We start from the raw sequence: 490 nt of genomic DNA, 5'->3' as shown, positions 1-490 counted from the left end.
CCGTGCGCCCTTTCTAACTTAACCAAACTAAAATTAAAAAAATATGAGCTACACTGTTATCTAGTTTTCAAAGAACATACCATTTGCTATATAAAATAGCTTTTTGGTGGAGCCTAGCGGGATCGAACCGCTGACCTCCTGCGTGCAAGGCAGGCGCTCTCCCAGCTGAGCTAAGGCCCCGTAAAATGTATGGTGGGCCTAAATGGACTCGAACCATCGACCTCACGCTTATCAGGCGTGCGCTCTAACCAGCTGAGCTATAGGCCCATACAAATTGCGGAATTTATTTATATCATATTCCCATTTAAGAGCCAATACTTATATTGAACTCTCAAAACTAAACGAAAACGAAACACGGAAACTTATATTGATGAACAGTGTTCATCAATTCTCCATAGAAAGGAGGTGATCCAGCCGCACCTTCCGATACGGCTACCTTGTTACGACTTCACCCCAATCATCTGTCCCACCTTAGGCGGCTGGCTCCATA

2 tRNA genes and 1 rRNA gene are annotated in these 490 nt (G+C 44.5%); all 3 read right to left on the bottom strand.

Annotation, left to right across the window (positions count from 1 at the left end):
* Positions 1 to 104: 104 nt before the first annotated feature.
* Positions 105 to 180 (bottom strand) — tRNA-Ala (locus MR071_RS25125).
* 10 nt (positions 181 to 190) lie between these two features.
* Positions 191 to 267, bottom strand: a tRNA-Ile gene (locus tag MR071_RS25120).
* A gap of 131 nt (positions 268 to 398) precedes the next feature.
* Positions 399 to 490: ribosomal RNA gene (locus MR071_RS25115) — 16S ribosomal RNA — on the bottom strand; the annotation flags it as partial.

The sequence above is a fragment of the Bacillus cereus group sp. BfR-BA-01316 genome, assembly GCF_022664195.1.
In the GTDB taxonomy this organism is placed as follows: Bacteria; Bacillota; Bacilli; order Bacillales; family Bacillaceae_G; genus Bacillus_A.
This window is presented reverse-complemented; position numbering and strand designations above follow the sequence as displayed.